General features: G+C 69.4%; 19 protein-coding genes. 10 read left to right on the top strand and 9 right to left on the bottom strand.

Annotated elements, in window-relative coordinates; translation table 11 throughout:
- Positions 1-105 precede the first annotated feature (105 nt).
- Together O2L01_RS04250 and O2L01_RS04245 are read left to right on the top strand one after the other, a co-directional pair.
- The gene (locus O2L01_RS04250; RefSeq protein WP_270120614.1) at positions 106-816 is read left to right on the top strand and encodes a TetR/AcrR family transcriptional regulator; all 711 of its coding nucleotides are present in this window, start codon (positions 106-108) and stop codon (positions 814-816) included.
- Positions 817-943: 127 nt separating this feature from the next.
- Entirely contained in the window at positions 944-2,176 is a 1,233-nt protein-coding gene (locus O2L01_RS04245; RefSeq protein ID WP_270120613.1) for an alpha/beta hydrolase, read from the top strand.
- Between the two features lie 134 nt (positions 2,177-2,310).
- On the opposite strand, the gene O2L01_RS04240 is transcribed toward O2L01_RS04245, so the two are convergent.
- A complete protein-coding gene (locus tag O2L01_RS04240) occupies positions 2,311-3,195 on the bottom strand; it encodes an aldo/keto reductase (RefSeq protein ID WP_270120612.1) in 885 nt (294 codons plus the stop codon).
- The gene (locus O2L01_RS04235) at positions 3,192-3,464 is read right to left on the bottom strand and encodes a carboxymuconolactone decarboxylase family protein (protein ID WP_270120611.1); all 273 of its coding nucleotides are present in this window, start codon (positions 3,462-3,464) and stop codon (positions 3,192-3,194) included. Before O2L01_RS04235 ends, O2L01_RS04240 begins: the two co-directional genes overlap by 4 nt.
- Before the next feature lie 458 nt (positions 3,465-3,922).
- On the opposite strand from O2L01_RS04235, the gene O2L01_RS04230 reads away from it, so the two are divergent.
- Positions 3,923-5,218: an alpha/beta hydrolase family protein gene (locus tag O2L01_RS04230; RefSeq protein WP_270120610.1), complete on the top strand. Its 1,296-nt coding sequence runs from the start codon at positions 3,923-3,925 to the stop codon at positions 5,216-5,218.
- Between the two features lie 215 nt (positions 5,219-5,433).
- The gene (locus O2L01_RS04225) at positions 5,434-7,119 is read left to right on the top strand and encodes a serine/threonine-protein kinase (RefSeq protein WP_270120609.1); all 1,686 of its coding nucleotides are present in this window, start codon (positions 5,434-5,436) and stop codon (positions 7,117-7,119) included.
- 46 nt (positions 7,120-7,165) lie between these two features.
- Here O2L01_RS04225 and O2L01_RS04220 read toward each other — a convergent pair whose 3' ends face one another.
- Positions 7,166-7,672: a hypothetical protein gene (locus O2L01_RS04220; RefSeq protein WP_270120608.1), complete on the bottom strand. Its 507-nt coding sequence runs from the start codon at positions 7,670-7,672 to the stop codon at positions 7,166-7,168.
- A 321-nt stretch (positions 7,673-7,993) separates the two neighbouring features.
- On the bottom strand, positions 7,994-9,403 hold the full coding sequence (locus O2L01_RS04215; RefSeq protein WP_270120607.1) for an MFS transporter: 1,410 nt from the start codon (positions 9,401-9,403) through the stop codon (positions 7,994-7,996).
- Positions 9,404-9,463: 60 nt separating this feature from the next.
- On the opposite strand from O2L01_RS04215, the gene O2L01_RS04210 reads away from it, so the two are divergent.
- Positions 9,464-10,111: a TetR/AcrR family transcriptional regulator gene (locus O2L01_RS04210; protein WP_270120606.1), complete on the top strand. Its 648-nt coding sequence runs from the start codon at positions 9,464-9,466 to the stop codon at positions 10,109-10,111.
- Positions 10,112-10,114: 3 nt separating this feature from the next.
- Here the strand turns inward: O2L01_RS04210 and O2L01_RS04205 are convergent, their stop codons facing one another.
- The gene (locus tag O2L01_RS04205) at positions 10,115-12,886 is read right to left on the bottom strand and encodes an AfsR/SARP family transcriptional regulator (protein WP_270120605.1); all 2,772 of its coding nucleotides are present in this window, start codon (positions 12,884-12,886) and stop codon (positions 10,115-10,117) included.
- A gap of 213 nt (positions 12,887-13,099) precedes the next feature.
- On the opposite strand from O2L01_RS04205, the gene O2L01_RS04200 reads away from it, so the two are divergent.
- The 5 genes from O2L01_RS04200 (at position 13,100) to O2L01_RS04180 (ending at position 18,138) form a co-directional block, all read left to right on the top strand.
- Positions 13,100-13,729 carry a hypothetical protein gene (locus O2L01_RS04200; RefSeq protein ID WP_270120604.1) on the top strand — a complete coding sequence of 210 codons (630 nt, stop codon included), beginning with the start codon at positions 13,100-13,102 and terminating at the stop codon, positions 13,727-13,729.
- Positions 13,730-13,738: 9 nt separating this feature from the next.
- Entirely contained in the window at positions 13,739-14,506 is a 768-nt protein-coding gene (locus O2L01_RS04195) for a P-loop NTPase family protein (RefSeq protein WP_270120603.1), read from the top strand.
- Positions 14,507-14,544: 38 nt separating this feature from the next.
- A complete protein-coding gene (locus O2L01_RS04190) occupies positions 14,545-15,009 on the top strand; it encodes a hypothetical protein (protein WP_270120602.1) in 465 nt (154 codons plus the stop codon).
- A gap of 178 nt (positions 15,010-15,187) precedes the next feature.
- Positions 15,188-16,744, top strand: coding sequence for a pectate lyase family protein (locus tag O2L01_RS04185; protein WP_270120601.1), 1,557 nt, complete (start codon positions 15,188-15,190; stop codon positions 16,742-16,744).
- Positions 16,745-16,896: 152 nt separating this feature from the next.
- Positions 16,897-18,138 (top strand): DUF2786 domain-containing protein, encoded by a 1,242-nt coding sequence (locus tag O2L01_RS04180; RefSeq protein ID WP_270120600.1) that lies wholly within the window; start codon positions 16,897-16,899, stop codon positions 18,136-18,138.
- 57 nt (positions 18,139-18,195) lie between these two features.
- Here the strand turns inward: O2L01_RS04180 and O2L01_RS04175 are convergent, their stop codons facing one another.
- From O2L01_RS04175 to O2L01_RS04160, 4 genes are all read right to left on the bottom strand, one after another.
- Positions 18,196-18,570: a hypothetical protein gene (locus O2L01_RS04175; RefSeq protein WP_270120599.1), complete on the bottom strand. Its 375-nt coding sequence runs from the start codon at positions 18,568-18,570 to the stop codon at positions 18,196-18,198.
- A 290-nt stretch (positions 18,571-18,860) separates the two neighbouring features.
- Positions 18,861-19,772 carry a carbohydrate ABC transporter permease gene (locus O2L01_RS04170; RefSeq protein WP_270120598.1) on the bottom strand — a complete coding sequence of 304 codons (912 nt, stop codon included), beginning with the start codon at positions 19,770-19,772 and terminating at the stop codon, positions 18,861-18,863.
- Positions 19,772-20,755 (bottom strand): ABC transporter permease, encoded by a 984-nt coding sequence (locus O2L01_RS04165; protein WP_270120597.1) that lies wholly within the window; start codon positions 20,753-20,755, stop codon positions 19,772-19,774. Before O2L01_RS04165 ends, O2L01_RS04170 begins: the two co-directional genes overlap by 1 nt.
- Positions 20,752-22,413: a twin-arginine translocation signal domain-containing protein gene (locus O2L01_RS04160; RefSeq protein ID WP_270120596.1), complete on the bottom strand. Its 1,662-nt coding sequence runs from the start codon at positions 22,411-22,413 to the stop codon at positions 20,752-20,754. Before O2L01_RS04160 ends, O2L01_RS04165 begins: the two co-directional genes overlap by 4 nt.
- Between the last annotated feature and the right edge of the window lie 245 nt (positions 22,414-22,658).

The raw sequence follows: 22,658 nt of genomic DNA, 5'->3' as shown, positions 1-22,658 counted from the left end.
ACTCTGCGTGGAGATCGTTGGTCGGCAAGGGTGGCATGTGGAGGTGGACAGGGTCTTGTGCGCACGGTGTGCGCTAGGGTTTCTCGAGCCTGTAGGAGGTCCGCAATGTCAGCAGAGCCGTCGATCCCGTCGGTGTGGGCCCGCGAGGCCGCACGCCGAGACCCGCAGGGGCTCAGTCGGGACCGTATCGTGGCCGCGGCGCGGCGACTGCTCGACGATGAGGGTCTGGACGCGCTGAGCATGCGTTCCCTCGGTAAGCGCCTCGACGCGGGAGCCACCTCGCTGTACCGGCATGTGGCCAACAAGGATGAACTCATCGAGTTGGTCGTCGACGAGGTGTACGCCGAGGTCGAGGTGCCCGACCCGGCCGGCCGCGACGAGTGGCGCGACGGCGTGACGGCGGCGGCCCGCAGCCTGCGGGCGATGGTCCTGCGCCACCCGTGGGTCGCCGGGGTCCTGGGCCAGGTGGGCCTGGCCTATCTCGGACCGAACCTCTCGCGCGCCTCCGAGCGGATGCTCGGCCTTCTCACTGCGGCCGGTTTCGAACCGGGCGAAGCCGACCTGGCGATCAACACGGTGATGGCCTACGTGATCGGTACCGTCACCAGCGAGACCGCCTGGCTGTCACTCGTCGCGCGCAGCGGCAAGACTGAGCAGGAATTGATCGAAGGCCTTCAAGAAGTGCGGGAGCACCTGACGCAGACGCCTGCGGCGCGCGAGCACAACGATGCCGCCCGCTATCGGGACGACAGTTTCACCTTCGGGCTCGAGGTGGTCCTCGACGGCCTTGACACCCGGTTGCGCCGCAAGGCATAGCTTCCCCTCCTCATCCGCTGACGCTTTCGGGCCGCACGGAAACCGGGGCGGGTTGCGGTCGGTCTCGATCGATGGGTACAGTGTTCGCAAGACGCGAACACTGTGCGCATCTATGAAGGAGACTTCCTTGAACGCCACCCTCGACACCCACGCCCCACACACCGAAACCCCTGCCCCGCAACAGCAGTCACTCCCCCGACGCATCCTCGCCAAACTCGGGCGCGCCGCAGCCTGGACAGTCTGCGCACTCACCGTCCTGATGGGCTTGGCCTTCTTCGGCGCCCCGGTCCCGCTGGGCCCCGCCGAGGACACCGTCAGCGTCGTCGCCATGCTGGTGCCGTGGATGACGCTCCCGCTCATCCTGTTCGGCGCCGTCGCGATCGCCACCGCCGTCCTCGCCTGGCGTGCCAAGCGGCGCGCGCTCTTGGCGGCGGGCGCGCTCGCCGGACTGCTCGCGATCCTCATGATCGCCGTCCCCTACGCCGCCGCCTCCGCCGCAGCCGACGACCAGGGCATCGAACTCTCTTGGGCCGAGTACTTCGCCACTCCCGACACGGTCACCCCCGACCGCACCGAGACCTACGCAGTCATCGAGGACGAGGCGCTCGAGGTCGACGTATACCTGCCGGAGCAGTCCGCCGCGACAGTGCCCGCGATCACCTACATCCACGGCGGCGGCTGGTCCGGCGGCACCCGCGACGAGAGCGCCCCCGCACAGCAGTGGTTGGCCGACCAGGGCTTCGCGGTCTTCTCGATCGACTACCGACTCGCCTCCCCGCCGCGTTGGCAGGACGCCGTCGGCGACGTCAAGTGCGCCCTGGGCTGGATCCGCACCAACGCCGCGGAGTTCGGCGTCGACCCGTCCAACGTCTCCGTCGCGGGCGACTCGGCTGGCGGCCAACTCGCCATGATGGCCGCCTACACCGTCGGCGACGAGCAATTCCCGCCCTCCTGCGAGACCGAAGAAGCCCCGGTCGCCTCAGTCCTGAGCTGGTACGCCCCGACCGACCTCACCAACCTCGCCGACTCCGACATGCCCGCCAGCGCCGAGGGATACCTCGTCGACTACCTGGGCGGAACCCTTGAGGCCGAGACCGAGCGCTACGAAGCAGCCTCGCCGATCAACCATGTCACCGAGGGCCTGCCCCCGACCATGATCGTGCAGGGCGAAGCCGACCGCCTGGTTGCAACCACGCAAGGCGCCGCCCTTGCGGATGCACTGGAGTCCGCCGGGGTCCCGGTCACTCAACTGGACCTGCCCTGGACCCACCACGGCTTCACCGGCCAGTGGGGCGGATGGGGCTCGCAGGTCCTGCGGCCAGCGGTCACGGCCTTCCTGGACGCGCACGTCGAAGACTGATCGAATCCCAGCGGCCGAAGCGGGTTCGATGCGGTCGTCGCCGAAGCAGGCGTTGCTTCCAGGCCGGCCGAGTATTGGGCGGGCCCGGTCCGGAGATCGTCGGGCTGGGCCCATTCAACCTTCGCGTTTCGCCGTCAGGCTTCGGGGATGTCGCGTCCGAAGGTCTCGAGGGTGATCGCTTCGGGCTCGGGGCCGCCGCGGACGCCGGTGTCGAGGCCGTCGATGGTCTGCATCTGGGTGTCGGCGAGCTCGAAGTCGAAGACGTCGAAGTTCTCGGCGATCCGCTTCGGGGTCACCGATTTCGGGATGGCCGAGCGGCCCGCTTGGAGGTGCCAGCGGAGCATGACTTGGGCCGGGGTCTTCCCGACCTGGGCGGCGATCGCGGTGATGGCCGGGTCGTCGAAGGTGCTGCCGGTCCCGGTGTCGCGGTAGGAGGTGATGCCGCCGATCGGCGACCAGGCCTGGGTCAGGATGCTCTGGGCCGCATCGGCTTTCTGGACCTCGGGCTGGGAGAAGTACGGGTGGACTTCGACCTGGTTGACCGTGGGGACCACGGTCGCGCGTTCCAGGAGCCGGGCGAGGTGGTCGGGCATGAAGTTCGAGACGCCGATCGCGCGGACCTTGCCGTCGGCGAGCAGGGTCTCCAGTGCCCGGTAGGCGTCGATGGTGCGGGCGAACGCGGTCGGCAGCGGCTGGTGCAGGATGAGCAGGTCGATCTGGTCGACGCCGAGTTTCCCGGCGCTCTTGTCGAAGGCGTGCAGGGTCTGGTCGTAGCCGTAGTCGGAGATCCACACCTTGGTCTCGATGAACACCTCGTCGCGGGGCAGGCCGGAGGCGCGGAGTGCCTGGCCCACTTCGCGTTCGTTGCCGTACGCGGCGGCGGTGTCGATCAGGCGGTAGCCGACGCGCAAGGCCTCCTCCACGGACGCGGCGGTGACGTCCGGAGGCGTCTGGAAGACCCCGAATCCCAATGCGGGCATGGTCACGCCGTTGTTCAGCTTGATCGCTTCGTCGCTCATGGTGTGCTTCTCTCTCTAGTAGAAGGCGGGCTTGCCGACCGCGGCGTCGACGTGATCGTCGATCGAGTAGGTCTCGATGTGCGGTGCGCCTTCGGCCTGGCGCCCCGGTGGAGCGCCACGAGGACGGCGACGGTGATCAGGCTCCGGTCGCGCGATGAGAGGCCGGGCCGTTTCCAGGCGTCGCTGAACAGGACTTCGTCGGTCGGTTCCACCAGTTCCGGGGCGACTTCGCCCATGAGCTGCTGTGCACGGGCCGGCTCCTGGGACATGACGGCGCTCCTTCCAGGGGCCGGGCGGTCTGCGGCTCGAACCTTCGCCCACGAGAACGTGGGCGTCCGTATCGGAGGCTAGCCGCGAAACCGCGTCATGTCAGTGGAATCCGCAGGTAGAAGGGGGTACTGCTGTTACCGGTTTGGAAGCTTCACCTGGTCCTGCCTGGCAAGCGATCACGTACTGTCAGCGTGAATGATGAGGGCATGCTGACAGCCGAACTTGTGGTCGACCAGCTCGTTCCCTCGGCGCTCGCACTGTCTCCAGACGGCCGCTGGGTCGCGTACGCGGTCACGACGGTCGCGAGGGGAGTCAGCGAGATCTGGCTCGCGGGTGCCGACGGGAGTGCTCCGTCTCGAAAGTTGACCGAGGGCACTTCACCACGCTGGTCGCCCGATGGACGCTCTACTTCCTGCGCGACGGCCGGTTGTGCCGGTTCGCCGACGGCGAGCCGGAAGTGCTGGTCGCCTGGGGCGCGACGATCTCGAGCTTTCTCCCGCTTTCGGACTCGGTCCTCTTCCTCGCCGAGGACGAACTGGAGGGCGAGGGTGTCCGGGTGTGGAGCGAGAGCTTGCGCCCGACGCGGCTGCGGGTGCTCGATCTCGAGACCGACCGGATCAGGACCCTGGGGGAGGAGCACGCCGTCGCGGTCGCGCAGCGGCCGGACGGCGGGCCCCTTGCGGTCATCACATGGCCGTCGCCCGAGTTGGATCCCGGAGCGCTCGAACCGCGGCTCTCCTTGATGGATGTCGAAACCGGAGCCGTCCGCGATCTCGGCCGAGCCGGGATCGAGGCGTCGCCCCCGGTCTGGTGGCAGGGCGACGACGGCTGGCATGTCGCGTATCTCGAATACCCCGAGCTGGCCGGCGGCCTCGCGGTCTTCGATGTGACGGTGGAGTCGGGCGAGCATCGCAACCTGACGGCCGACATGGACGCCTGCCCGATCGAACTCGTCCAGGCCCCCTCCGGTGCCCCATGGGTACTGGTCGCCGAGGGCCTCGACACCAGCGTCCGCCGGCTCGGCGCCGACGACATCCTCACTGTGGCAGGCCACGCCGAATCCTTGGCGGTGCGCGGTGAGCTCGTCGCCATGATCGCGAGCACGGCCCGCCAGCCCAAGGAAGTCCACTGCGGATCGTCGACCGCTCCCCTGACCGCGATCACCGATCTGGGGCGTGAGCTCAGCGGCATTCCCTGGGGTTTGCAGGAACGCTTGGCCTACAAGGCGAGCGATGGCCTGAGCCTGGAGGAATGGGACGACATCGAGACCGGCATCGACCTGCTGGTCGCTGAAGGTGTAGCCGATCCCGATCGGCTCGGCATCGGGGGCTGGAGCCACGGCGGCTTCATGGCCGCGTGGGCCGTGGGGCAGACCGAGCGGTTCAAGGCCTCGCTGATGGGCGCCGGGATCAGCGACTGGGGCATGCTGGCGGCGACCGGTGAATTCGGTCCGTTCGAGGCCGCCCGTGGCGGCAGCGTCGGATGGGAGGGCGAGGGGCCGCATCCGCACGATCGGCTGAGCCCGGTCTCCCACGCCGCGAAGATCCGGACGCCGGTGCTGATCGTCCATGGGGAGGACGACACCAACGTTCCGCTGTCCCAAGCGGAGTACTTCCATCGGGCGCTTCGCCGGTTCGGCGTCGAGCACGAGTTCGTCGTCTACCCGGGGGAAGGCCACTCACTCCGCGAACGCGGACACCAGTTGGACCTGCTCCACCGGACGCGGGACTGGTTCGACCGCTGGCTCCGGTGACCTGTCTGCAGCGTCGACGCCGCGCGGCTTGACACGGGAGGGGTCCCGATCCGATGGGCGCCCCGCCGGATTCCCTGCGCACCGACCTGGTCAAGTCCGTCATGACGAATCCATGACGGAGCCGGATCCGACGGTGGGACCATGGGCATGGTCAGCGTCACCTCGTCGGCACTCAACCCCTGCCGTACCTGCCCCCCTTCGCGCTCGGAGGCCCCATGCCCATGCAACCGTTGTCCTCCAACGATCCTGACCAGATCGGGCCCTACCGGGTCTTCGCCGAGCTGGGACGCGGGGCGATGGGGCGGGTCCTGCTCGGCGCCGGGCCGGACGGCCGACCGGTCGCCGTCAAGGTGGTCCGCGAATGGCTGGCCGAGGAAGAGGAGTTCCGGGCCCGATTCCGTGAAGAAGTCCGCAAGTCGCGCAAGGTCTCCGGACAGTACACCGCGGCCGTGGTCAAGGCCGGGCCCAACGATCCCGTCCCCTGGCTCGCCTCGGAATTCCTGCGCGGCCCGACCCTCGGCGCGGCCATCGAGACCGCCGGCCCCCTCCCCGAAGACGCCGTTCTCCGCCTCGCCGCCGGACTCGCCTCCGCTCTCGACTCCATCCACGATGCCGACGTCATCCATCGCGACCTCAAGCCGGGCAACGTGATCCTCGCCGTGGACGGCCCCCGGGTCATCGACTTCGGCATCGCCCGCGCCGCCGACGGCGGCAGCTCCGACCTCACCCGCACCGGCGCCGTCATCGGCACGCCGGGGTTCATGTCCCCCGAACAGGCCTTGTCGGAACCGGTCACCGCCGCCTCAGACGTGTTCTCGCTCGGCGCGGTACTCGTCATGGCGTGCACCGGAGACAGTCCGTTCGCGACCTCGTCCACCTTGCGCACCTTGAACAATGTCGTCCGCGCCCAGCCCGACCTCACCGGCGTGCCCGCACGCGTCCGCGCCCTCGCCGCCCGGTGCATGGCGCTCGACCCGGACGACCGCCCCACACCGGCCGAGCTCCTGGAACTCATCGGACCGGTCGCGCCGAGGTCCAACCCCTGGCCCGAAGCCGTTGCAGCCCTGGCCGACGAGCAGCACCGCGAACTGGCGCGCCTCCTCGACAACGCCGGTGAGGCCCCAACGCTCATCGACGACGGTCCGACGCTGATCACCGATCCGAGCCGGCCCACATGGGTCGGACCGCCGGCGCCGCCGAGATCCGCGCCGCCGGTCGACGACCAAGCCGCACCGCCCAGGGTGGTCCCGCCCATCGGCAAGCGGCCGTCAACGCCTCCCGAACGCCAGAACCGGCCGTCCGCACCGCCGGTGAACCGGTTTTCCCCCCCGCCTCCGAACCCGCCCCCCGCCGGCTCGCGGCCGGATGCCGGCGCCGCGGGGATGGCGGTCTTCCTCATCCTCTGTGCCATCGCGGTCATCCTGGTGATCAGGGAGAACGTGAAGGACGACGAAGACCCGGACGATACCGGGGACATGCACGAGACGTACGTGCAGGACTGCCAGGACGCCGGCTACTCCCAAGCGGCATGCGAGACGTCCTGGTCCACCGACAGCTCATATGTGTGGACCGGGTATCTCTACGACGGGTCGACCGAAACCACTGGACTCGACGAGACGACTGAGTCCGAAGAGGATCAGTACGAGGTGTACATCGACGAATGCCAAGGCGACGGCTACTCCCAATCGGCGTGCGAGGAGTCCTGGTACGCCGACGCTTCATACACCTGGACCGGGGAGCTCCACGAAGGGTCGACCGACGCCGAGACCACGGACCCGTATGAGAGCCAGAAGGAGGCGTACCTGGAGGAATGCCAATCCTTCGGCTACACCCAATCGGAATGCGAGACGTCCTGGCTCGCCGATCCCTCGTACACCTGGACCGGGGAACTCTTCTCCTGAGCCTCCGTCGACGACCGCCCGGCGCGGACTCCACCGCGACCGGGAATCAGATCTGGCGGGACCAGGCCACCACGAACAAAGCGGTCGCGAGACAGATGAGCGCCGCGACCACCCACGGCCAACCGCCGCTCCTGGAACCGCGGTACGGGGCCGAGAGGCGGCGGTTCAGGGCTCCGATGCCCGCCACGAGCAGCAGCACCACGGCTTGGAACACCGTGGAGAGAACGAAATGGACGAGCCATGCCCCGCCGAGGGTCGGCCCGCCCCAGGCGTCGTCGTACGGCCCGTGATCGAAGACCGGGTAGAGCGCGCCGCGCGCGAAGGTGAGCGCCACGAACGCGAACAGGACCCAGCTCACGAGACCGAGGAGCAGGGCGGTGAGTCCGTGAACGATTCGCCTTGCACCGCTGGGTGCCTCGGTGATCTCGAAGGTGCCAAGGGCGAGCCGCGCGGAAGGCGCGAGCGCCAGCGCCGCACCTGCGATCGGAAGCCGTGCGGCGAGCCCGACCAGGCGGGGGAGCCGGCGAACCCCGGCACCGGGTCCAGTCGTCATAGTCGAACGATAGCCGCACTGCGCGAGTCTTGCGCGACCGCGACGAACGCCCGGGAGGCCGAACCAGCGGGCGACGAAGGCGGCGCCCTGCTTGATCTCGGGGGCGTCGTGGTTGCCGCCACTGGAGTTGGCGACGGCAGCGGCGAAGACGAGGACGGCCGGGGCGGACCTCGAGGGTGAAGCCTGCGAACTGCCGTCACGGCGTGCTCATGGATCGGTCGTGGCTTGAGTGCGGTACGCCGCGGCTTCTGTCCGGTCTGCCAGGCTCCCGGGGCGCAGGCGTGATGCTGCGGGGCCGGGCGGTCTCGGAGGACCGCGGTCTCACCCGGCCGCCCGGCGCGCCATGAGGAGGCCGCACAGGGCCAGAGCAGCAGTCATGCCGAAGACGATGAGCAGCGCCGTGTGCGTGCCCGCCCCGGCGTGCGCCGCCACGGTGATGACGCCGCCGCCGACGCCCGCCGCGAGCGCCGTCGAGAGTGCCTGCGCCAGTTGCAGGGACGAGCTGACCTCGCCCTGGCGTTCGGCCGAGGCCAGGCCCAGCGTCGCGGACGTCCCGGCGTTGAAGCCGATCCCGATGCCCAGACCGCCGATCGCCCAGCCGACGACGGCGAGCGGCGCGGGCACGGCGTCCACGAGGATCGCCGCTGCGATGACCGCGACACCGGCCAGGAGCAGCGCGAAACCGAGCCGCATGTCCCGCGCGCGGTTGGGGCGCTTCGCCTCCCAGCGGGCCTGCAGCGCCGCGCCCGCGACCCACGTGAGCGCCCCCGCCGAGAGTCCGAGGCCCGAAGCGGCGGGCGACATCCCGCGAAGCGACTGGAGCCCCAATGGAAGGAACGCCTCGCTGCCGAAGTAGACCGCGCACAGCAGGCCCCGGACCACCACGCCCGCACCGAGACCCGAGCGCGCCGTCAGCGTTCCCTCCGGCGTCACGCGCCGCAGCGCCGGGACGGCCAGAGCGAAGCCGACGACCGCGACCGCCACCGCGCCGTACGCGTTCCCGACCGCGAACGCCTGGAGCACCAGGGCCGTGCCCGCCGTCAGGACCAGCGCGCTCGCCAGCGGCGAACGCCACCAGCGCTCCGGCGTCTTCGCCTGCGCGCCTTCGGGAGCCGGGACGCGCTTGCGCAGTCCGGGCACGGTCATGAGGAACGCCAGGGCCGCGAGCGGCGGCATCAGCAGGAACACCGCGCGCCAGTCCGCCCAGTCGGCGAGGACGCCCGCGATGAACGGCCCCGCGAGGGACGGCACGGTCCACGCCGACGACACGATCGCGTACATGCGCGGCCGCAGCCGCTCCGGGTACGCGAGTCCGATGAGGACATAAGCGAGGGCCATGACCGCGCCGACGCCGAGCCCCTGCAGCACCCGCCCGGCCAGGAACAGTGCCCACGAGTCGGCCGCGCCCGCGACCGCGCAGCCCACGGCGAAGACCGCCATGCCGACGCCCAGCGGCAGCGCCGGGCCGCTGCGGTCGGCGCGGTGGCCCGCGACGACCGTGCCGACGATGTTCGCGAGCATGAGCGCCGAGAAGCCCCAGCCGTAGGCGGCGAGGCCGTCGAGTTCGCCGGCGATGACCGGCAGGATCGTCGCGACCCCCATCGACTCGAACGCGACCATGCCGACCGAGAGCAGCACGCCGACCGTCAGCGCGCGGTGCTCCCGGGCGAAGGCACCGCCTTGCGGCGCTTCGGGTTCGCTGGTGGCGAGGTCGGGTGAGGGCGAGGACATGGGGGCCTCCGTTCGATTAACGTTCCATGCCGGAACGGAACGATAATGTAGCATGGGGTCATGCCCACCGCCAACCGCGAACCGACCCACGGCGGCGACCGCACCCACGGCCGCCCCCGCGACGAGCGCATCGACGCCGCCGTCAAGACCGCCGTGCTCGCGATCCTCAACGACAAGGGCTACCGCGCGCTCACCATGGAAGAGGTCGCCGCCCGCGCCGGGACCAGCAAACCCGCGCTCCGGCGGCGCTGGCGCTCGCTGCAGCACATCGCCGTCGACGCGCTCCTCGACGCCGCCGGCTCCGCGCCCACCCCCGACACCGGTTGCACCCGTTGTGATCTCGTCGAAGGCGTCGGCACTCTCAGCCGCGCCTTCACCGGCGCGCTCGTCGGCCGCCGCGTCCTGCCCGGCCTCATCGCCGACCTCGCCCAGGACCCCGAGCTCGAGAGCGAGTTCTTCGAGCGCTTCTTCCACCCCCGCCGCGCCACCACGGCCGACGCGCTGCGCCGTGGGATCGAACGCGGCGACCTCCGCCCCGACGCCGACATCGACCTGCTCCTCGACATGCTCGGCTCGACGTTCTACTACCGCGCCCTCTTCGGCCACCTCCCGGTGAACCGCCAACTCGCCGAGGACGTCGTCGACATGGTCCTCGCCGGCGTCGCCACCGAAGCGTGGCGCAGCGAGCACTGCGACCCGCCCCGGTAGGTCTCAACCAGCGTCGAGGGCGTCCAGCCGCGTGCGGGCCTCCTTCGCGCCGGGATGGTCTAGGTCTTCGAAGATGGCAAGGGCCGCTTCCCAAGCGCTCCGGGCCGATCCGGCCGCGCCGGTCGCGTGGTGCGCGTCGCCGAGGTGGAGGAGGACTTCGGCTTCGCCCGGGCGGAAGCCGAGCTCGCGGAAGCGATTGAGGGCCTGCTCGTACTCGATGATCGCCCGGACGTGGTCGCCGAGGTGGTGGTGGGCCGTGGCGATGTCGTCGCGCACGGCCCCTTCGCTGACGGCGTCGCCGAGGGCGCGGAAGAGGTCGATCGCCCTCTCGCAGTAGGGAAGCGCTTCGGCGTACGCGCCGGTGACGACGTGGTGGTAGCCGATCGCCTGAAGGGTGCGGGCCTGGCCGACACGGTCTCCGGCCGACGCGAAGAGCGCGAGGGCGCGGCGCGTGGCGGCGAGCGCCTCGGGCAGCCGCTGCCGCCGCCGCCAGAGCCGCCCGAGGAGGTGGTGGACGTGGGCCTGGCCGCGCTCGTCGTTCTCCCTCTCGCACAACGCGAGCGCTCGCTCCAGATAGGAGTGCGCGTCGCTGTAGCGCTCTAGTCGCGCAGAGGTCTGACCGAGGTCGCGGAGGGCGCGGGCCTGCGCGGCGGTGTCGCCGAGGCGCGTCGCCGCTTCGAGCGCCCGCTCGCTGAGGTCCGCGATGTCGTGCCAGCGGCCGCGCCGGTTGAGGAAGTTGAGGAGCGTCCAGACCAGCTGCCAGCAGTGCATGTCGTGGCCGAGCGACGCGGCGCGCTCGACGGCGGCGAGGAGGCCCGGGGCCTCGGCGGCGAACCACCGCATCGCGGCCTCGCCGTCCGGGATCGACTCGGGATCGACGCCGGTCGCCTTGGCGGCCAGGGGGATCGGGTCGCGGGTCGGGTCGAGCCACCGGTCGGCGTTGAAGGCGGTGTGCAGGTAGTGGTCGAGGATCCGGCGGGCGGCCGCGTCCCGTTCGTCCGGGTCGGCGAGCTCGATCGCGAAGGCGCGCACCAGATCGTGGAAGCCGTACCTGCGCTCGGGCGTGAAGACGAGGAGGTTGGCCTCCACGAGTTCCGCGAGGGCGGCGCGAGTCTCCCGGAGATCGCGGCCCGCCGTGCTCGCGGCGGCCGGAGCGGCGCAGTCGGGGCCGGGATGCACGGCCAGCAGCCGGAGCAGCCGCGCCGCCTCGGGGGTCAACTGCCGGTGCGACCAGTGCAGGAGGGTCCTGGGGTCGGTCGCCGGGTCGGTCGCGCTGAGGCCGTCCAGGGGCGTTGCGGCGCTCGCGAGTTCGTCGGCGAGGTCGGTGAGTGCGGCTTCGGGCCGCGAGGACGCGTTCGCCGCGACCAGGGACAGGGCGAGCGGCAGGCCCGAGCAGGAGTTGATGATGCGCTGCACCGCAACGGCTTCGGCGTCGACTCGTGCGGGTCCGAGGCGGCCGGCGAGGAGTCTCCGCGCCTGCGTCTCGGCCATCGCCTCGAGCGGGACGGCCAGTGCCCCGGTCGAGGCGATGAGGCCGGTGAGGCGGTTGCGGCTGGTCACGACCACGGCGCATGCGGGCGCGCCGGGCAGCAGGGGGCGCACCTGCGCCGGGTCCCGGGCGTTGTCGAGCACCAGCAGGATGCGCTTGTCCGACAGGAGGTTGCGGAAGCGGGCGGCGCGCTGTTCCCGTCCGTTCGGGACGGCCGCGGGGGCGTCGCCGAGGGCTTCGATGAAGGCGCGCAGCACGTCGCCGGGGTCGGCGGCGGTCTCGCCCGGGCCGAAGCCGCGCAGGTCGGCGTACAGCCGCCCGTCGGGGAACGCCGCCGCGGCCTGGTGCGCCCAGTGGACGGCGAGGGCGGTCTTGCCCATGCCCGCGCTCCCGGAGACGACCGCGATCCGGGCACTCGCCGCGGAATCCGCAATGGTGTCGAGTCGGCGCAGTGCCGTTTCGCGTCCGGTGAAGACGCGCAAGTCGAAGGGCAGCAGGTCGACCGGCGTCCTCGCGGGCGCGGCGATCACCGGGGCGGCTTCGGCGGCGATGCGGCCGGTGAGGACCCGGTGGTGGACCTCCTGCAGTTCGCGGTCCGGTTCGGTGCCGAGCGTCTCGACGAGGACGGCGCGGGTGTCGCGGTAGACGGCGAGGGCCTCGCCGCGCCGGCCGGAGCGGGCGAGCGCGAGCATGAGCTGGGCGGCGAGATGTTCGCTGAGGGGCCGCTGCGCGAGGAGCGTGCGCAGATCGCCGACGAGCGCGGCGTGCGCGCCGAGGTCCATGCTGACGTCGATGCGCTGCTCGGCGACCTGGTCGAGGTGTTCCTGGAGGGCCGCGCGGATGCCGTCGAAGCGGCTGCCGGCGACGACATCCTGGTAGGCCTCGCCGCGCACGAGCGCCATCGCGCGGGCGAATTCCGTTGCGGCGTCGGCGGTCCGGCCCTCGCCGCGGGCGCGGCGGGCGCGTTCGGCGTGCCGGTCGAACTCCCAGAGGTCGAGTTCGCCGGGGTCGACCCGGAGCCGGAAGCCGTGGTCGGAGAGGACGCGCGGGGCGGCGTCGCCGGGTTCCTCGAGCACCGCGCGGAGCTTCCAGATGTAGCTGCGCAGGTTGGCCTCGGCGGAGGGGGTGGGCTCGTCCCAGACCAGCTCGATCAGGCGGGAGCGGCTCAGCGTCCGGTTCGGATCGCTGAGCAGGGCCGCCAGGACCGCGCGCTGCCGGGGCCCGCCGAGCCGCAGGCGCCGCCCGTTCGACTCCGCCTGCAGCGGGCCCAGCACCCTGAAGTGCATGGCGCACAGGTTAACAGGGAGGGTTTCCGATTCCGGCGGTGCACTGTGGGCGGCACGGTCGGTGACCAGTGCGTTCGCCTGCGTCGTGCCCCGGTTTATACGTTTCGTATGCGCCGCTTGTACAGCGCGCTCCCTACGCTGGCCGAGGCCGGTTTCATTCCCCTTGACCGGCCAGAAGGGAATGCTCCTATGTCGAGCAGATCATTGCGGCGGATGAGTTGGAGGACGACGGTGTTCGGGGCCGTCGCCTTCACGCTCATCGCGGTCACGGCGGGGGCCGCCTGGGCGGCCGTCACCGACAACATGTACCCGACGGCGAACGCGAACCTGGCCTGCCGCAGCGAAAGCGGCCCCGACGGGAACCTCTCCTGCCAGACCGACAACCGCACCCTGACGTACTACATGGACAGCGGCGGCACCAACATGCTGGAGGCGGAGGACCGCACTGTCGTCAACAGCGTCATGAACAACATCTACGAGCCGACCGACCTCTCCGTCACCCTCGACACGACGCCCGAGTTCTCCGGCAGCGCCGAGACCGACATCGTATACGAGGAGAGCGGCATCGGCGTCCCCTCGGGCTCCGACGGCGTCACCTTCTGCAACAACGCCGCCGACAGCCTCCGCTGCGACCAGCAGTACATCCGCATCCTCGGCGGCGGCAACTACGTCCAGGGCCTCACCTGCCACGAGACCGGCCACGCGGTCGGTCTGACCCACGGCCAGCAGGCCTCGCCGCAGCTGAGCAACCGCGACGAGCGGCTCGGGTGCATGGAGACGCCGGTCGACTGGGACGAACGCCTGCAGGACAACAACATCGACCACATCAACGCCACCTACTGAGGAGGAACCATGCGCACTCGCACCCGTATCGCAGCGGCGGCCGGCGTCATCGCGGCCGCCTCGGTCACCGGCATCGCCGTCGCGGCGCTCGCCGCGCCCGCACCGGACGACGCGTCCGCGCTCGATTCCGAGACGCTGCTGGCGCACGGCAGCGACCACCTGCCGAGCGTGACGGCGACCGACTGGGTCACCTACGCCGACCATGTCGTCGTCGTCGAAGCCGTCGCCGAGGAGGCGATCGATCCGTCCGAGGAAGAGCTCGAACGCGGCGAGGGCATCATCGGCCGCACGGTCACGCTCGCGATCGAGGACGTGCTCTGGTCGAGGGAGGGCGCCCCGCAGGCGGCCCCCGAGACCTGGGAGTTCTCGGCCGCCGGCTGGGTCTTCGAAGAGGGGGACCTCGAAGGCGCCATGGAGATGTCACTCACCGACTTCCCCCGCGTCGAGGTCGGCCACCAGTACGTGATGGCCATCCGCTGGGAGGAGGCCGTCTGCACGGCGGGCGGCGATGCGCTCCCCGCGCAGTGGCGCGGCCTCGGTGAGGGCTCGGAGATCCCCTTCGACGACGGCACGCTCGGCAACGGCGAATCCGAAGGGACCGTGCAGGACGCGGAGGCCTTCGCCGCCGACGTCGACGAGCACGCCGACGACGGCGTCGAAGAGCTCCTGGCGGGCGAGGGCGCCGACGCGCTCGCCGGTGTCCTGGAGAACGCGACGCCCGACACCGCCGCGCAGGCCGAGGTGCAGACCTTCGCCGCCGACAACTCATGCGAATGACCTGAAGGGACACTGTGTTGAAGGGTTTCACTGATCGCTTGCGGCGCAAGCTGAATCGCACCGCGGCTCGCGTCGCGCTGCTCGTCACGGCCGCCATGGTCGCGGTGTTCGCCGTGCCCTCGGCGGCGATGGCCGAGGCGAACTACTACGCCGACTGCGAGCTGGAGCGCGTGATCTGCGCGTACGGCACGCAGGTCGGTCTGCCGCAGGGCGAGTGCATGACGACGAGCGCCGCCTACGGCAAGACGCAGGTGTGCGTCGACTACGACGGCGACCACGTCTACGTCCGGGACGGCGACGCGGACGGCCACGGCGCGGCCGCGATCGTGTACTCGGACAACGGTGTGGCCCACCGCTGGTGCGCGAACAACAAGGGCTACGGCACCTGGGTGCACTGCAACTTCGACTGGGTGGAGGAGGGCGACCACGCCGTGGCCGGCGGGTACATCGTCCAGTACTACGTCGAGCAGATGACCCAGCTCTGGTGGTGGTCGGGCAAGTAGGCGCCGCATTGATCCGAGCCGATCGGCCCTCCGGGCCGGTCGGCTCCTCGCTGCGTCCGGAGGGCCGATCGCAAAAGTTTCTGCAATCGGTTGCACCGGAAGTCTTGACCCTGGGAAAGCCCTTTCCCTAGACTCATTGAATTATGTCGATGTCTCTACCATTAAGGAGAGCTCCCAGATGAGACGAACAGTCGCACGAAGACTCGCCGCGGTCCTCGCCACCGCCGCCGTGGTCGCCGCAGGCGTCACCCTCTCGATCAACAACGCCTCCGCGGCAACCGGCGGCGTCACCGGCTACGCCACCCAGAACGGCGGCACCACCGGCGGCCAAGGCGGCGCCACCGTCAAAGCCACCACCGGCACCCAGATCAACCAAGCGCTCTGCAACCGCGCCAGCACCAGCACGCCGATCACCATCCAGGTCGAAGGCACCATCAACCACGGCAACACCGCCGACGTCTCCGGCTCCAGCTGCGACGTCGGCAACACCCTCATCGACCTCAAAGGCGTCAGCAACGTGACGATCGTCGGCGTGGGCGGCGGCGCCGTCTTCGACCAGATCGGCATCCACATCCGCGAATCCAGCAACATCATCATCCAGAACGTCACCATCAAGAACGTCAAGAAGTCCGGCTCCCCGACCTCCAACGGCGGCGACGCCATCGGCATGGAGTCCGGCGTGCGCAACGTCTGGGTCGACCACACCACCCTCGAAGCCTCAGGCGGCGAAGCCGAAGGCTACGACGGCCTCTTCGACATGAAGAACGACACCAAGTACGTCACCCTCTCGTACAGCATCCTGCGCAACTCCGAGCGCGGCGGCCTGGTCGGATCCAGCGAGACCGACCTGACGAACAGCTTCATCACCTACCACCACAACCTCTACCAGAACCTCCACTCGCGGGTTCCCCTGCTGCGCGGCGGCACCGCCCACGTCTACAACAACCACTACACCGGCATCGTCGAATCCGGCATCAACTCCCGCGCCGGCGGCAAGGCCAAAGTGGACAACAACTACTTCGAGGACTCCAAGGACATCCTCGGCACCTTCTACACCGACGAACGCGGCACCTGGCAGACCAGCGGCAACATCCTCGACAACGTCACCTGGTCCGCCACCGGCAGCGAGAACTACCCCGCCGGACCCGCCATGACCTCCACCACCACCGTCAGCATCCCCTACAGCTACACCCTCGACAACGCCTCCTGCGTCCCCACCATCGTCGCCAAGACCGCCGGCGCCAACAAGGGCAACCAGGTCTCCGACGGCAGCTGCGGCGTCCAATCCCCCTCCGAGAACCCGACCAACCCCACCACCAGCCCGACCAACGGCCCGACTTCCCCCGGCACGAGTCCGACCACACCGCCCGGCGGAACCAACCTCAGCATCGGCGCCGGCGCCGACGGCTCCAGCAAAGCCGACGGCACCAGCTACGGCAACGCCATCGACGGCAGCATGAGCACCTACTGGTCGCCCAGCGGCACCACCGGCCGCCTCTCCGTGAAATGGAGCTCGGCCAAGACCATCGACACCGTCAACATCCGCGAAGCCGCCGGCACCGAAGGCAACATCGACAACTGGCAGCTCGTGAACAACGACACGGGCGCCGTCCTCGCCTCCGGCACCGGCGCGGGCGTGATCTCCTTCACCGCCACCTCCCTCACCAAGGTCAACTTCGTGATCACGACCGCGAGCGGCACGCCCCGGATCGCCGAATTCGAGGCCTACGCCTGACCCCCGCACCACCCCGCGCGGCGCACCGCCGCGCGGGGTGTCTCCGCCGTCACGCCGCCACCGGCTCGCGGCACTGGCCCCGTGACCTGCGACTTTGATACAGTCGATGCAGTGGTCGCGGGGCTCATCGCGTTCGCGGAATCGGGGGAACGGTGCAACAGGACGAGCTCAACGGGCTGCCGCTCGAAGGACGCGCCCGCTACGCGGTGCTCGGCGTCCTCCAGCAGGCCCAACGCGCACGCATCGACTGGGTCGACGCCGCCTCCGACCTCGAAGGCGCCTCCGACGAACCGCGCTGGCCCGCCGCCCTCGCCCTCGTCTTCGACGAACTCGGCGGCGACGCCGCCCTCCGCGCCTGGGAATGGGGCTGGATGCCCCGGGAAGCCCTGAGCGCCTTGCGGAAGTCCCTCAGCGCCGAAGCGGTGCAGGCCGGGGCCGTGATGATGCGCGGCCAGCTCGCGCAGTACCGGGACCACCAGTTGAGCGACCGCTGGAAGGTGCACCGCGAGGAGCTCGCCGCGGTCGTCTCCGATGCGGGCGTGGTGGAAGCGAGCACGGGTCTCGGACGCTGGGACCGCATCGTCCTATGGGGAGCCCTGCTCGAAGCGCTCGACTACCTCGGCGCGCTTCCGAAGATCCCGAAGGTCGAACCGCTCCCCGGCGACGTCCTCGTCAGCCACGGCCTCGGCGTCGCCGAGTCCTCCCGCGTCTACGAGAAGATCCGCGCCCTCCTCGCCAAGGCCGAGTCCACCGACTCGGACGCCGAAGCCGAGGCCTTCACCGCCAAGGCGCAGCAGCTCATCGCCCGCCACAGCATCAACGAAGCGCTCCTTTCCGAAGCGGGGCAGGGCAAACGCGAGCCCGAAGCGCTCCGCGTCATCATCGAGCGCCCCTACGAGCAGCCCAAGTCCGAGCTGCTCGCCCAGATCGCCGACGCCAACCACTGCCGCTCGGTCTACTGGCCCGACGGCGGCTTCACCACCCTCATCGGCGACCGCGCCGACCTCCGCTCGGTCGAACTCCTCTTCAACTCCCTTCTCGTGCAGGCGACTTCGGCGATGACCCGCGTCGGCTCGATCTCCGCCAAGCGCGGCAAGTCCCAGACCCGCTCCTTCCGCCAGTCCTTCCTCGCGTCCTTCGCCATGCGCATCGGCGAACGCCTCCGCGAATCCGCGGAGGACACCGAGCGCGAGTTCACCGAGGAGACCGGCACCGACCTCGTCCCCGTCATGCGCCAACGCGACGAGCGCGTCGACGCCCGCACCACCGAACTCTTCCCGCGCCTCAAGTTCGGCCGTTCCACCCGCATCACCAACTATGAGGGCCACATCGCCGGCCTCGCCGCAGCCGACGCCGCCCGCCTCACCGCCCCCGAACCCATCACCCGCCGCTGACAAAACCGCACACGACGAGGCCCCCGGCGCTTCGCGCCAGGGGCCGATGTCCAAGCCTTAGAGCCGATGCATCGGCCGGGGCCTTTGATTGCCGTGGATGAGATCGCAGTGGTCGAGCCGCCAACCATGCTGCGTCGCACGGAAGGTGAACGTCATCGCCTGGTGCGCGGTGCCGTTCTCGACCATCGCCACGATCTCGACGGAGTCGCGCGTCGGGCAGTTCGCACGGGCGACCCGCACCTGACGGAAGCGCGCCGGCACACGCCGCCGCACTCGGGTGAAGGCGGTCCACCCGGCATCGGTGGCGAGCAGCCTGGCTTCTGCAGCGGATTTGCGTCCGGTGAGGACGTTCAGGAAGAAGGTGGAGTAGGAGACGGCCTGGCGGGGCGGGAACTGGTTGGGAACGTCGCTGAAGTCATTGCGGCAGTGCATGGTTCCTCCAAGAGTCGATCGGTGGGATCGTGGGTTGGAGGAGAATCTATGCATCACTTTGGGTGAAGTCAAGCGCACCAAACGTAATCGACTTCGGCGCGATGGCGCAGTTTTGTGGACTTCGCACGAGTGGCACTCCGCCACGGCAGCCTCGTAAGCAACACGAGCGCGAGGTAACAGCGATCCGGCTGCGGAACCCTACAAAAATCAGGCAATTCGCCGCGGCGTGTCACACGGGAAGCAACAAAGAGGCCGGCCCCCGCTGAAGCGGGGGCCGGCCGGGGTGCGGTTCAGCCTTTGATGGCGCCGGTGAGGACGCCGGAGGTGAAGTAGCGCTGGAGGAACGGGTAGACGATGAGAATGGGGACCGTCGCGAGGACGATGACCGCCATCTGGAGCGTGATGCCTGGTGGCGGGGGCTGGTCGGGGGAGACGACGGCTCCGGGGATCGCCACACCGGCGAGGACGTACTGCTGCAGGACGACCTGGATGGGCCACTTCTCGCTGTCGTTGATGTAGAGGAGCGCGTTGAAGTAGGTGTTCCAGTAGCCGACCGCGTAGAACAGGCCCATCACGGCGAGGACCGGCTTCGACAGCGGGAGGACGATCTGGAGGAAGATCCGCCATTCGCCCGCGCCGTCGATCCTGGCGGCTTCGATGAGTTCCTCGGGCAGGCCTTGGAAGAAGTTCCTGATGACGATCATGTTGAAGGCCGAGATGAGGCCCGGGATGATCAGGGACCAGGTGGAGTCCAGGAGCCCGAGGTACTTGATGAGCATGAAGTTCGGGATGATGCCGGCCGAGAAGAACATGGTCGCCAGGACCATGATCAGGACGGCTTTGGCACCGGGGACTTGGCGGGTGCGGGCCAGGCCCCACGCCAGCATCGAGGTCGCGGCGAGGGAGAGCAGGGTGCCGACGACCGTGATGAACAGTGAGTTGGTGAGGCCCTGGGTGACGGTGCCGCCGTTGAAGATCGCGCGGTAGGCGTCGAGGGAGAACTCGGTCGGGAAGATGACGCCCGCCCGGGCCTGGGAGGGCGAGGCGAAGCTCATCGCGATCACGTAGACGAGCGGGTAGATCATGGTGATCACGATCAGGACGATCACGAACGCCTTGATGCCTCTGACCCATATGGACGGCGGGGCCATCCAGGGCGGGGTCCCGGCCTTGCCCGGTCGGGTCATTGTCGCTGTGGCCATTAGAAGATCCCCTCTCCGCCCATCTTCTTCGCGAGCTTGTTCGATGCGAGCACGAGGATCGTGCCGATGACGCCCTTGAGCAGGCCTGCGGCCGTGGCGATGCCCCATTGGCCGCCCATGACGCCTCTGAAGTAGACGAAGGTGTCGAGTACCTGCGCGGCGTTCGCCCCGACCATGGGCTGCTGCAACAGGAGTTGTTCGAACCCGACGGTGAGGATCGAGCCGATGTTCAAGATGAGGAGGAGGGTCGCAACGGGGACGAGTGCCGGGAGCGTGATGTGCCAGGTGCGCTGCCACGGTGTCGCGCCGTCGATCGCGGCCGCCTCGTAGCGGTCGTTCGGGATGCCGGCGATCGCGGCGAAGAAGATGATGGTGCCCCAGCCGACGTCCTTCCACATGCCTTGGGCGACAACGAGGAGCTTGAAGGTGTCGGCGTTCGTCATCGCGTCGAACCCCGGCATCCCCATGTCGCCGAGGATGCCCGCGACCAGGCCGCCGCCGCCGAGGACTTGCTGCCACACGGAGATGACGATGACCCAGGACAGGAAGTGGGGGAGGTAGACGACGGTCTGGACGAAGCGCTTGACGCGGTCGGAGATGAGCGAGTTGAGGAGGAGCGCGAGCGCGATCGGCGCGGGGAACGCGAAGACCAGTTGCAACACCGCGATGATGAGCGTGTTGCGCAGGGCCGTGAGCACTTCGGGGTCGGCCCAGATCGCGTTGAAGTTCGCGAAGCCCACCCACGGGGAGCCTTCGATCCCGCGGAACGGCGAGTACTGCTGGAACGCGACCACGTTGCCGAGCATCGGCACGTACGCGAAGACCAGGAAGAACAGCGCCCCTGGGACGATGAACGTGTAGGACCAGCGTTCGCGCCACATCCGCTGCCGCAGTGAGGGTTTGCGCGGCTTGGCGGGCGCGGGCGGCCCCGGGGCCCGCTCAGTGCGGGTCCCGGGGCCGGTCTTCTCGGCGGTCACGCTCACTTGCCCGCGTCCTTGAGCACCTGGGTGTACTCGTCCTTCACCTGGGTCCCGCCCTGCGACATGTAGTTGTCGACGAACGAGCCGAGGCCGTCGACGGAGTCGCGGCCGGTGATGACGCCGTTCTCGAAGTCGGTGAGGAGCTGCTTGAGCTGCGCGCCCTTGGTGACGAAGGTCTGCGAAGCGCCTTCGAGGCCTTCGAGCGGCCGCACGATCGAAGCCTGGGCCAGCGACTCCATGACGGTGACGAAGGAGTCGGCCCACGGCGCGGCGGCCGGGTGGATCCGGTACGAGTTGTCGCCGGAGGTGACGCCGACGTACTGGACGCCCTTCTCGATCTGGGTCTCCGCGATCGGGACCGGGATGCCGTGCTCGTCGAGCGTGTAGTGGCGGCCCTCGATGCCGTTGGCGATGAAGTTGTTCTCCTCGGAACCGTAAGGGGCCGAGAGGTAGTCGAGGACGTTGAGGATCTCGGTGAGCCGGTCCTCGTCCTCGGCCGCAGCGGCCGAGACGCAGGTGGAGCGGCCGTAGGGGATGTTGCGGACGACGAGCTGGCCGGAGCCGTCGAAGCCGGGCATGTCGAAGAAGTCGTACTTCGCGCCCGGAAGGTCCTTCTCCCACTGCGGGAGTCCGCCCGAGGAGATGGCGGAGCCGACGGCGTCGTAGCGGATCGCGGCGCCGGAGACGATGTCGGTCGCGGTGGGGGACATGGAGACCGGGTCGAAGATGCCTTCGGCCCAGGCGCGGGCGAGCCATTCGAGCATCGCCTTGTAGTTCTCGGTCTCGATCATGTGCACGAGGTCGCCGTCGGCGTTCAGCTGCCATTCGGGGCCGACCTTGAACAGCCGCTGGAACATCAGGGCCTTGTCCGGCGCGTACTGGTTGAGGCCGTACACCTTCTGGCCGCCGGGGCCTGAGCCGAGCGCCGAGACCTCCTTGAGCATGGTGAACAGCTCGTCGGCGTCCTTGGGGGCGCGGCCGATCGAGGTCTGGTCGACCAGGTCGGCGCGCATCACCGGGAGGTTGGTGAGGGCCCAGACGATCGAGGGGATCTGGTAGATGCGGCCGTCCTTGAGGCTGGCGTTCCAGATCTCCTCCTTGCGCGCGGCGAGGTTGGGCCACTTGAGGATGTTGTCGCCGGAGAAGGTCTCGGAGAGGTCGGCGAACGCGCCGTCGCGGATGCCCTGCAGGTTGACCGCGTTCTGGTCGTCGACGAAGACGAGGTCGGGGACCTCGCCGGAGGCGAGCATGGTCGCGAACTTCTCGTAGAAGACCGGCTGGGGCACGAACTGCGGCTCGAAGCTGACGCCGAGGCGCTCGTTGAGCTCCTGCCAGTAGGGGTTGTCCTCGAGCGGGGTGGCCGGGTCGCCCCAGGTGAGCTGGAAGCTGGTGACCTTGCCGCCGGAGCCGGGCTCGCGGTTCACGGACTTGAAGAAGGTCTGCACCTGCTCGGTGTAGACGTTCTCCATGCCGGGGGTCTCGGTCGAGTAGTACGGCTGGACGTCGAGCTCGGGGGCGGGCTGGTACGTCGGCATGTCGTAGTCGCCGCCGGCCGCGCCGCCCGCGTTCTCGGAGCATCCGGCGGCGGTGGTGCCGACTGCGGCTGCGGCTCCGGCCGCGCCGACGGCGCCGAGGAACTTGCGGCGAGAGAATTCGACCATGAGGGGCCTCCTTAGATCAACGTTGATACAGGGGTGAGGGATGTGTCTGCTGTGAAGGTAACGGCGGCGAGCGCTGGATCGGCCTGCCGGGTTTCTTGCCAGGTCGCCGGGGAGATAACGGTATCATCGAGCATGGAAATCAGTCAATGCTTGATGTCGCGGAATCTCGGTTCTCGGCGGATTGTGTTCGATTGCGGCGCAACGTATTCGCAGTACGATGCGATTTTGTTGCAATCCGGTGGCGG

The sequence above is a fragment of the Glycomyces lechevalierae genome (genome assembly GCF_027622945.1).
Lineage (GTDB): Bacteria > Actinomycetota > Actinomycetes > Mycobacteriales > Micromonosporaceae > Glycomyces > Glycomyces rutgersensis.
This window is presented reverse-complemented; position numbering and strand designations above follow the sequence as displayed.

What these genes read in the sequence shown, in the direction of transcription:
- O2L01_RS04225 (WP_270120609.1), top strand. Translation starts at nt 5,434, where the DNA reads ATGCCCATGCAACCGTTGTCCTCCAACGATCCTGACCAGATCGGGCCC.
- O2L01_RS04205 (WP_270120605.1), bottom strand. Translation starts at nt 12,886, where the DNA reads ATGCACTTCAGGGTGCTGGGCCCGCTGCAGGCGGAGTCGAACGGGCGG.
- O2L01_RS04210 (WP_270120606.1), top strand. Translation starts at nt 9,464, where the DNA reads ATGCCCACCGCCAACCGCGAACCGACCCACGGCGGCGACCGCACCCAC.
- O2L01_RS04240 (WP_270120612.1), bottom strand. Translation starts at nt 3,195, where the DNA reads ATGAGCGACGAAGCGATCAAGCTGAACAACGGCGTGACCATGCCCGCA.
- O2L01_RS04170 (WP_270120598.1), bottom strand. Translation starts at nt 19,772, where the DNA reads ATGGCCACAGCGACAATGACCCGACCGGGCAAGGCCGGGACCCCGCCC.
- O2L01_RS04235 (WP_270120611.1), bottom strand. Translation starts at nt 3,464, where the DNA reads ATGTCCCAGGAGCCGGCCCGTGCACAGCAGCTCATGGGCGAAGTCGCC.
- O2L01_RS04250 (WP_270120614.1), top strand. Translation starts at nt 106, where the DNA reads ATGTCAGCAGAGCCGTCGATCCCGTCGGTGTGGGCCCGCGAGGCCGCA.
- O2L01_RS04185 (WP_270120601.1), top strand. Translation starts at nt 15,188, where the DNA reads ATGAGACGAACAGTCGCACGAAGACTCGCCGCGGTCCTCGCCACCGCC.
- O2L01_RS04215 (WP_270120607.1), bottom strand. Translation starts at nt 9,403, where the DNA reads ATGTCCTCGCCCTCACCCGACCTCGCCACCAGCGAACCCGAAGCGCCG.
- O2L01_RS04195 (WP_270120603.1), top strand. Translation starts at nt 13,739, where the DNA reads ATGCGCACTCGCACCCGTATCGCAGCGGCGGCCGGCGTCATCGCGGCC.
- O2L01_RS04200 (WP_270120604.1), top strand. Translation starts at nt 13,100, where the DNA reads ATGAGTTGGAGGACGACGGTGTTCGGGGCCGTCGCCTTCACGCTCATC.
- O2L01_RS04175 (WP_270120599.1), bottom strand. Translation starts at nt 18,570, where the DNA reads ATGCACTGCCGCAATGACTTCAGCGACGTTCCCAACCAGTTCCCGCCC.
- O2L01_RS04160 (WP_270120596.1), bottom strand. Translation starts at nt 22,413, where the DNA reads ATGGTCGAATTCTCTCGCCGCAAGTTCCTCGGCGCCGTCGGCGCGGCC.
- O2L01_RS04220 (WP_270120608.1), bottom strand. Translation starts at nt 7,672, where the DNA reads ATGACGACTGGACCCGGTGCCGGGGTTCGCCGGCTCCCCCGCCTGGTC.